This is a genomic window from Rhodococcus sp. YH1 (assembly GCF_009939605.1).
Lineage (GTDB): Bacteria > Actinomycetota > Actinomycetes > Mycobacteriales > Mycobacteriaceae > Rhodococcus > Rhodococcus aetherivorans.
The window spans coordinates 57,374-65,238 of record NZ_WVTE01000108.1 but is presented as its reverse complement, the minus strand read 5'-3'; the positions used below and the strand labels follow the sequence as shown (position 1 = coordinate 65,238).

The window sequence follows — 7,865 nt, the reverse complement described above, 5'->3', positions numbered from 1 at the left end:
GTCAGGATGCCGGCATGGACGAACGACCGGTGTTGGTTCTCGGTTCCACGGGCACCGTCGGGCGACGGGTCACCCGGCAGTTGCGCGAACGCGGGCACGCGGTCCGTGCCGGCTCCCGCTCGGGCGACGTGCCGTTCGACTGGTTCGATCCGCACACCTGGAAACCCGCGGTGTCCGGTGCCGGAGCGGTGTTCGTCATGGCGCCCGACGGCGTGCCGGTCGCGGACGGATTCGTCGATATGGCTGTCGCCGAGGGGGTTTCGCGGTTCGTCCTGCTGTCGAGCAAGGCGGTCGACGTGATGGGCGATGAGCGGCTGCTGGCCGCCGAGCGTGCCGTCACGTCGTCCGGCGCGGAGTGGACCGTGGTGCGCCCCGACTGGTTCGACCAGAACTTCGACGAGGGTTTCCTGCGCGCTGCCGTGCTCGCGGGCGAGATCGTCCTGCCCCTGGGTGACATGCGTCAGGCGTTCAACGACGCCGGGGACATCGCCGCCGTCGCCGTCGCCGCGCTCACCGGGGACGGCCACGCCGGCCGGACCTACGAGCTGAGCGGGCCGGACGCGCTGTCGTTCGGCGAGGCCGCGGCCGTGATCGCCTGCGCATCGGGGCGCAAGGTCCGTTACCGCGGTGAGCCGGACGCCTACCTCGAGACGATGACCGGCCTCGGCCTGGACCGGGCGCAGGTGCTCGCCGAGATCGAGGCATTCGAGGCCCTGCGGGCGACCGGCGACGCGACCCCGAACGACGTTGTCGCCGAGGTGGCGGGCCGGCCGCCCGTGTCCTTCGAGACCTACGTGCGCGCCGCGGCGGAACGCGGGGCCTGGGCCTGACCGCGCAGCGCGGCCACTGCGTCGATCCGCTCCACGGCCTCGGCGACGATCCGGTCGATCAGCTCCCGGCAGCTCGGCAGGTCGTCGAGCATGCCGACGACCTGCCCGGAGGCCAGCACACCGGCGTCGGTGTTGCCCTCCACGAGCCCGGCCTTGAGCAGCATGGGGGTGTTGGCCGCCATGATGATCTGCTGCCACGTGCGGTCGCTCGCCCGCTTCATCGCGATGCCGTCCTTGACGAGCGTCGACCACTTCATCCCGGTCATGGCCTTGAACTTCGCCGCGTTCCTCGCGGCGGCGACCAGGCCTTTCGCGTAGCTGCCGCGCTCGAGGCTGTCGACGAGGTCGGTGTTGAGCACACGGTGCGGCATGCCGTCGACCTTGAGGGAGACCGTGGTGTCCTGCAGGCCCCGCCTCAGGTACTCCTGCTTCACCGAGTCGGGCACGGCGCTGTCGCTGGTGAGCAGGAACCGGGTGCCCATGGCGACGCCGGCCGCCCCGTAGGCGAGCGCCGCGGCGAGCCCGCGCCCGTCGAAGAATCCGCCGGCCGCGACGACCGGGATGTCGACGGCGTCGAGCACGCTCGGCAGCAGCAGCGTCGTGGCCACCGGCCCGGTGTGCCCACCGCCCTCGCCGCCTTGCACGATCACCGCGTCGGCCCCCCACGAGGCGACCTTCACCGCGTGCTTCGCGGCGCCGATGGACGGGATCACCACGATGCCGTGGTCCTTGAGCTTGGCGATCAGTTCCTTCCTGGGCGCGAGGGCGAAGGACGCGACCTTGACGTTCTCACGGATGAGCAGGTCGATGCGCTGGGCGGCGTCCGACGCGTCGGCCCGGATGTTCACGCCGAAGGGCTTGTCCGTCGCCGCCTTCGTCTTCGCGACGGCGGCCTCGAGTTCCTCGTACGTCATCGTCGCCGAGGCCAGGATGCCGAGACCGCCCGCGTTGGAGGTCGCCGCGGTCAGGCGCGGGCCGGACACCCAGCCCATCCCCGTCTGGACGATCGGGTGCTCGATGCCGACGAGGTCGGTCAGTGCCGTCGTCAGGCGCGGGCTCATACCGCCACCTCCCGATCCCGCAGGCCGCGCGGATCGAGGACCTCGCGGATCAGGCGCAGCTCCTCGGCGGTGGGCTCGCGGGTCACGCCCGCCTCGTCGAGGCCGGCCACCTCGAAGGAGGTGTTCTCCGCGACCTGCTCCGCCGTGACCCCCGGGTGCAGGGCCAGTGCCCGCATCGTGTGGCCGGGACCGCCGAAGTCGAACGACCCGAGATTGGTGACCACCCGGTGCAGGTGCAGGTACTTGAAGGCCGGGTTGGCCGGGTCCACCCTGTCGTAGCCGACGCCCGAGACGATGTCGACCTTGTCGCAGAACGCGCGCGTGTTGTGCTTGCCGACCCAGTAGCTCGTCGGGTGGTTGATGGTGTTGCCGGGGGCGCCCCGCACGCCGAACATCTGCCGGGTGGGGTGCTGCAGCGGGCCGAACGCGGAGAGATTCTGGTTGCCGTGCCGGTCGATCTGGTTGGCGCCCATCACCACGTGGCGGCGGCCGGAGGCGACGACGTCGAACACCTTGCGGAACGGCATCCAGCCCTCGATCGGGCCCTTCGCTCCGAGTGCGGGAGTGTCCGCGAGGATCAGCGCCTCCCCGTCGGTGATGAGCAGGTCCGGTTCGGTGGTCAGCCGGGCGAGGCGGGCGCCGATCAGCGGCAGCGTCGCCATCGGGCTGGCCATGATTTCGCCTGCCCCGGCGAAGATCTCGGCGCATGCGATGGCGCAGTACTCGGCCCGGGTCACCGTGCCCGTCGTCGCCGGGGTGGTCGTGTCGGTCATGCCTGCTCCTCGGTGAAAGTCTTGACGGCGGCTCGGTAGTCGTCCTCGCTGCCGGAGAGGAACCGGTCGACGAACGCCTGCCAGGTCTGCGGGTCCTTCGCGGCCTCGGCGTAGTGGCGCTGGAATTTCTCGTCGCGGCCGTAGCTGTCGCCGGCGAGGGTGAAGTGGGCGCCGTCCGGTGCCTCCACGACCCCGTCGACCATCAGGCGGTTGAGGATGATCGACTGCAGCGGAACGGACTTGACGAGTTCCTCGGTCTCGACGATGCGCTCGACCGAGACGTACCGCTTCTCCGCCGCCAGGCAGTACAGGTCGTCGAAGTAGGGGTCGACGCCGGTGTAGGCGGCGTTGCCGTGCGCGTCGCCGATGTTCAGATGTACCAGGGCGGCATCGAGATTCAGTGCCGGCATCGCGATCAGTGTCTCGGGCGTGCCGGACGCGTCGGGGTACGGGGAGGTGACGGTCCGCAATTCACCCTCCCAGAAGTCCGGGACGGCGGAACCGAGTCCCGCCCGGATCGGCAGGAACGGCAACCGGGCGGCGGCCGCCTCGAGGCCGCACTTGACCATGCCCTCGTCCATCTCCCGCGCGACGATCTCCCCGTTCGTGCGCGCCTTGGCGAACCACGGGTCGTAGAAGGGGGCCGAGTCGAGGGAGACGAACCCGTAGTACGCCTTCTTCACCTTCCCGGCCGAGCACAGCAGCCCCAGGTCCGGGCCGCCGTAGGTCACGACGGTCAGGTCCTTCACGTCCGAGCGCAGGATCGCGCGGACGAGCGCCATCGGCTTGCGCCGCGACCCCCAGCCGCCGATGCCGATCGTCATGCCGCTGCGCAGCTCGCCGACCACGTCGTCGAGCGACATCCTCTTGTCACGCATGGTGTTTCTCGTCTCCTGGTCAGTGGTTGGCGCGCGGTTTGCCGGTGGCGACGAACTCGTCGCGGTGCTCGTCCGCGATGCCGGCGAGGTTGAGTTCGAAGGTGAAGCCCTGCTCGAAGCGGTAGCTTTCCTTCACGTTCACCGGGTCGATGCCGTTGATGGCTTCCTTGGCGCACCGGATGACGCGGGTGTCCTTCGCCGCGATCTTCTCGGCGATCTCGCGGGCGGTGGCGTCGAGGTCGGCGCGCGGGACGACCTTGTACACCGAGCCGAAGTGCTCGAGCTGCTGGGCCGTGACGTTCTGCGCCGTGTAGTAGAGGGTGCGCATCATGTGCTGCGGCACCAGCCGGGCCAGGTGCGTGGCGGCGCCGAGAGCGCCGCGATCCACCTCGGGCAGGCCGAAGACGGCGTCGTCGGAGGCGACGATGACGTCGGCGTTGCCGACCAGGCCGATGCCGCCGCCGACGCAGAAGCCGTTCACGGCGACCACGACGGGGACGGCGCAGTCGTAGACGGCGCCGAAGGCGGCGGCGCAGCCCCGGTTGGCGGCGATGAGGGCGCCGTGGCCGTCGGTGGCCTGCATCTCCTTGATGTCGACGCCGGCATTGAAGCCGCGGCCCTCCGCGCGCAGGATCACCACGTGCGTGGCCGGATCCTTGCCCGCGGTGAGGACCGCGTCGGCCAGTTCGAACCAGCCCTGGGAGGGGATGGCGTTCACAGGCGGGTAGTCGACGGTGACCGTGGTGATGCCCGCGCCGTCGGTGGTCGAGGTGATGCCCATGGCAGGTTCCTAACGTCTGTACCGAACCAAGCGATTGCTTGGTAAGTTAGCACATGCGGGGCGCAGACCCCAGGGAGCGGAATCGTGGAGGCGGGGCGAGTATGTCGCCCGGATTCCCCGACAACGACATCTATTCGAGGAGAAGACAAGTGAGTGGACTGGTCAACGGGCGCGTCGTGATCGTCACCGGCGCGGGGCGCGGCATCGGGCGGGCCCACGCGCTGGCCTTCGCGGCCGAGGGCGCGAAGGTCGTGGTCAACGACATCGGGGCCGGAGCGGACGGTTCCGCGACGGGGGAGAGCCCCGCCGAGCAGGTCGTCGCGGAGATCCGGGCGGCGGGCGGCGAGGCCGTCGTCAACGGCGACGACGTGGCCGACTGGACCGGCGCGGAGAACCTGGTGAAGACGGCCCTGGACACCTTCGGACGGCTCGACGTCCTGGTCAACAATGCGGGATTCCTGCGGGACCGCATGCTCGCCAACATGAGCGAGGAGGAGTGGGACGCCGTGATCCGGGTGCACCTCAAGGGTCACTTCGCCCCGATGCGGCACGCGATGGCGTACTGGCGCGGGGAGGCAAAGGCCGGCAACCCGGTCGACGCGCGGATCGTCAACACCAGCTCGGGCGCCGGCCTGATGGGCAGCATCGGCCAGGGCAACTATGCCGCGGCGAAGGCCGGGATCGCGGCCCTCACGATCCAGGCGGCCGCCGAGTTCGCCCGGTACGGCGTCACCGTCAACGCGATCGCGCCGGCCGCCCGGACCCGCATGACCGTGGGCGCGGGGGGCGCGATGGCCGAGTCGATGGCCGCCCCGGAACAGGGCTTCGACGCGATGGCCCCGGAAAACGTCTCACCGCTGGTGGTGTGGCTCGGCAGCGCCGAGTCGAAGGACGTCACGGGCCGGGTCTTCGAGGTGGAGGGCGGCAGGGTTTCCGTCGCCGACGGCTGGCGGCACGGTGAGGCGATCGACAAGGGCGAGCGCTGGGATCCGAAGGAACTCGGCCCGGTGGTGGAGAAGCTGATCGCGCGCAGCGAGCCCCCCACCCCCGTCTACGGGGCGTAGGCAGCGAAGCTGCCGGTGCGTCCTTTGGGCGGTGGGAACGACCCGAAGGACGCACCGGCGGCGCAGCCGCCTACGCGGGCGAGCGGACGATGATGGTGGTGCCGGGGAAGTACGCGGCCAGCTCGGTGCGGGCGTGCTTGAGGGTCGCGGTGCCGTAGCCCTGCTTGCGCAGCTCGGGGTGAACCCAGATCGCGACGTCGACCTCATGGCCCTGCAGCTCGCCGAACGCGAAGCCGACCGGCTTGGGTTCGGTGCCGGACAGGTCCTCGGCGACCAGCCACACCGCGGACTCGTCGTCGATGCGCGACAGGCCGGCGGCGCGCTCCTGTTCCACCCGCGCTGCACCCGCGTCGCCGAGCTGCTCCTCGCACCGGACGCGGAACAGCTCGCGGTCCGGCTCGCTGTCGCTGAACTGACGCAGCCGGAAATGGGCGCCGGTGGCGTAGGGACGCTCGGCGGGCGTCCACTTGAGCACCGCGTCGAGGTCGTCGAGCTCCTCCCGGATCTTCTTGCGCTCCGCCTTGGTCAGCCGCCGGAACGGAAGGTTGAGCACCGCTTCGGCGCAGAACTCGTCCGTGTCGAGCAGCCGCGCGACGGTCGCGACGGCCTCGGCCCTGTCGTTGCTCTCGACGATGGCATCGAGGACCTCGTGCCGGCGTTCGAGCGCGCGCAGCAGTGCCGCCGCGATCTCCCGCTTGTCGAGTACCTGATCGTGGTTCGCGGTTGTCATCGGGTGACATCCCTTCTCGAGAGCAGCTCGACCGGGCACCCCACTGGTTCGTGCCCGGTCGTGCCGGCTCCCGCGAGGGTCACTCGCACACCACCACCGGGATGACCCGATCCGTCCAGGACTGATAATTGTCGAAATCCGCGTACATTGCCACCAGCCGCGGCCAGTAGTGCGACCGCTCCTCGGGCGTCGCCGCCCGTGCCGTCATCTGCCGCACCCGGGACTTCACCTGCACGGTCACCCGCGGATCGGCCTGGATGTTGCGGAACCACAGCGGGTGCTCGGGCAGGCCGCCCTGGGACGCGACGAGCACCACCCGCTCGTCGTCCTCGAGGAACAGCAGCGGAACGGTCCGCGGCCGTCCCGTCTTCCGGCCCGTGGTGGTCAGCAGGCAGACGGGGATGCCCCACGGAAAGGCGCTGCCCACCCGCCACTTTCCCCCGATCCGGCCGCCGGTGGCCTGATAGGCCGCCACGTTGGCGCGCGACATCCACTTGATGATCGGCACGGTCCACTTCGAGTCGAGACCCTTCGGCGCGGCGGGCCCGTTCATGTCAGATCCGCTCGATGATCGTGCCGGTGGCCAGCGCGCCGCCCGCGCACATGGTGATCAGCGCGGTGGCGCCGTCGCGCCGCTCGAGCTCGTGCAGCGCGGTGGTGATCAGCCGCGAGCCGGTCGAGCCGACGGGGTGGCCGAGCGCGATCGCGCCGCCGTTCACGTTGACCTTGTCCATGTCGGGCTCGTGCACCCGCGCCCACGACAGCAGCACCGACGCGAACGCCTCGTTGACCTCGAACAGATCCAGGTCGCCGATCGTCATGCCGGACTTCTCGAGGACGCGGCTCGTCGCCTGCACCGGGCCGTCGAGATGGAACTCGGGCTCGGCGCCGACGAGGGCCTGCGAGACGATCCGGGCCCGCGGCTTCAGGCCGAGCGCCGCGGCGCGGTCGGAGTCCATGAGCAGCACCGCAGCAGCGCCGTCGGAGATCTGCGACGAGGTGCCGGCGGTGTGGATGCCGCCCTCGAGGACCGGCTTCAGCTTCGCGAGCGATTCCGTGGTCGTCTCGCGCAGGCCCTGGTCGCGGGCGACGGTCTGCTTCTCGCCGGTGAGGGTGCCCTCCTTGTCGACGACGGGCGCGACGACGGGCAGCACCTCGCGGTCGAAGCGGCCCTCGTCCCACGCCTGCTTGGCCAGCGCCTGCGACCGGACGCCGAGCGCGTCGACGTCCTCGCGGGTGATGCCGCGACGGCGGGCGATGCGCTCGGCCGCCTCGAACTGGTTGGGCAGGTCGATGTTCCACGACTCGGGCCGCCGCGGGCCGGCGAGTTCGCCGACGTTCGCGCCGAGCGGCACCTGCGACATCGCCTCGATGCCGCAGGCGATGCCGACGTCGATGGCGCCGGTGGCGATGAGTCCGGCGATCAGGTGGTTGGCCTGCTGGGCCGACCCGCACTGGCAGTCGACCGTGGTGGCGCCGACCTGCCACGGCAGGCCGGCGTGCAGCCACGCGGTGCGGGTGATGTTGTTGGACTGCGCGCCGGCCTGGGTGACACACCCGCCGATCACCTGCTCGACGAGGGCGGGATCGAGGCCCGCGCGCTCGATCAGTCCGCTCTGTGCGGCCCCGAGAAGCTCGGCCGCATGCAGGCCGGCGAGCCAGCCGCCGCGCTTGCCGATCGGGGTGCGTGCCGCCTCGACGATGACTGGTGTGCCCACGGTGGGCTCCTTTCTGGTCCTTGTCCTCGC

Annotated in this window: 9 protein-coding genes; 2 read left to right on the top strand and 7 right to left on the bottom strand. The window is 70.7% G+C overall.

The window, feature by feature from the left end; all coding sequences use genetic code 11:
• Positions 1-830 (top strand): NAD(P)H-binding protein (locus AIIKEEIJ_RS10225; RefSeq protein ID WP_238406287.1); only part of this gene is annotated, 830 nt, incomplete at its 5' end.
• Here AIIKEEIJ_RS10225 and AIIKEEIJ_RS10220 read toward each other — a convergent pair.
• The 4 genes from AIIKEEIJ_RS10220 to echA20 are packed head-to-tail and all read right to left on the bottom strand — an operon-like array spanning position 791 to position 4,323.
• On the bottom strand, positions 791-1,891 hold the full coding sequence (locus AIIKEEIJ_RS10220) for an NAD(P)H-dependent flavin oxidoreductase (RefSeq protein WP_006937803.1): 1,101 nt from the start codon (positions 1,889-1,891) through the stop codon (positions 791-793). The two genes, AIIKEEIJ_RS10225 and AIIKEEIJ_RS10220, sit on opposite strands and share 40 nt — an antisense overlap.
• Positions 1,888-2,664 (bottom strand): cholesterol ring-cleaving hydrolase subunit IpdB, encoded by a 777-nt coding sequence (ipdB, locus tag AIIKEEIJ_RS10215; protein ID WP_006937804.1) that lies wholly within the window; start codon positions 2,662-2,664, stop codon positions 1,888-1,890. The genes AIIKEEIJ_RS10220 and ipdB overlap by 4 nt, the downstream gene beginning before the upstream one ends.
• The gene (gene ipdA / locus AIIKEEIJ_RS10210; RefSeq protein WP_185713882.1) at positions 2,661-3,542 is read right to left on the bottom strand and encodes a cholesterol ring-cleaving hydrolase subunit IpdA; all 882 of its coding nucleotides are present in this window, start codon (positions 3,540-3,542) and stop codon (positions 2,661-2,663) included. Before ipdA ends, ipdB begins: the two co-directional genes overlap by 4 nt.
• A gap of 19 nt (positions 3,543-3,561) precedes the next feature.
• Complete coding sequence (gene echA20, locus AIIKEEIJ_RS10205) at positions 3,562-4,323, bottom strand: (7aS)-7a-methyl-1,5-dioxo-2,3,5,6,7,7a-hexahydro-1H-indene-carboxyl-CoA hydrolase (RefSeq protein ID WP_065923051.1); 762 nt, start codon at positions 4,321-4,323, stop codon at positions 3,562-3,564.
• Positions 4,324-4,472: 149 nt separating this feature from the next.
• Between echA20 and AIIKEEIJ_RS10200 the strand changes: the two genes are divergently transcribed.
• Positions 4,473-5,387 carry an SDR family oxidoreductase gene (locus tag AIIKEEIJ_RS10200; protein WP_050034576.1) on the top strand — a complete coding sequence of 305 codons (915 nt, stop codon included), beginning with the start codon at positions 4,473-4,475 and terminating at the stop codon, positions 5,385-5,387.
• 70 nt (positions 5,388-5,457) lie between these two features.
• Here AIIKEEIJ_RS10200 and AIIKEEIJ_RS10195 read toward each other — a convergent pair whose 3' ends face one another.
• From AIIKEEIJ_RS10195 to AIIKEEIJ_RS10185, 3 genes are all read right to left on the bottom strand, one after another.
• Positions 5,458-6,117, bottom strand: a complete 660-nt coding sequence (locus tag AIIKEEIJ_RS10195; protein ID WP_029541002.1) for a GNAT family N-acetyltransferase — start codon at positions 6,115-6,117, stop codon at positions 5,458-5,460.
• Positions 6,118-6,196: 79 nt separating this feature from the next.
• Positions 6,197-6,670: a nitroreductase family deazaflavin-dependent oxidoreductase gene (locus AIIKEEIJ_RS10190; protein ID WP_006937809.1), complete on the bottom strand. Its 474-nt coding sequence runs from the start codon at positions 6,668-6,670 to the stop codon at positions 6,197-6,199.
• Position 6,671: 1 nt separating this feature from the next.
• Positions 6,672-7,835, bottom strand: a complete 1,164-nt coding sequence (locus tag AIIKEEIJ_RS10185; RefSeq protein ID WP_006937810.1) for a steroid 3-ketoacyl-CoA thiolase — start codon at positions 7,833-7,835, stop codon at positions 6,672-6,674.
• Positions 7,836-7,865: the final 30 nt, after the last annotated feature.

Coding starts and splice junctions, on each gene's coding strand:
- AIIKEEIJ_RS10220 (WP_006937803.1), bottom strand. CDS start 1,891: ATGAGCCCGCGCCTGACGACGGCACTGACCGACCTCGTCGGCATCGAG.
- ipdB (WP_006937804.1), bottom strand. CDS start 2,664: ATGACCGACACGACCACCCCGGCGACGACGGGCACGGTGACCCGGGCC.
- ipdA (WP_185713882.1), bottom strand. CDS start 3,542: ATGCGTGACAAGAGGATGTCGCTCGACGACGTGGTCGGCGAGCTGCGC.
- echA20 (WP_065923051.1), bottom strand. CDS start 4,323: ATGGGCATCACCTCGACCACCGACGGCGCGGGCATCACCACGGTCACC.
- AIIKEEIJ_RS10195 (WP_029541002.1), bottom strand. CDS start 6,117: ATGACAACCGCGAACCACGATCAGGTACTCGACAAGCGGGAGATCGCG.
- AIIKEEIJ_RS10190 (WP_006937809.1), bottom strand. CDS start 6,670: ATGAACGGGCCCGCCGCGCCGAAGGGTCTCGACTCGAAGTGGACCGTG.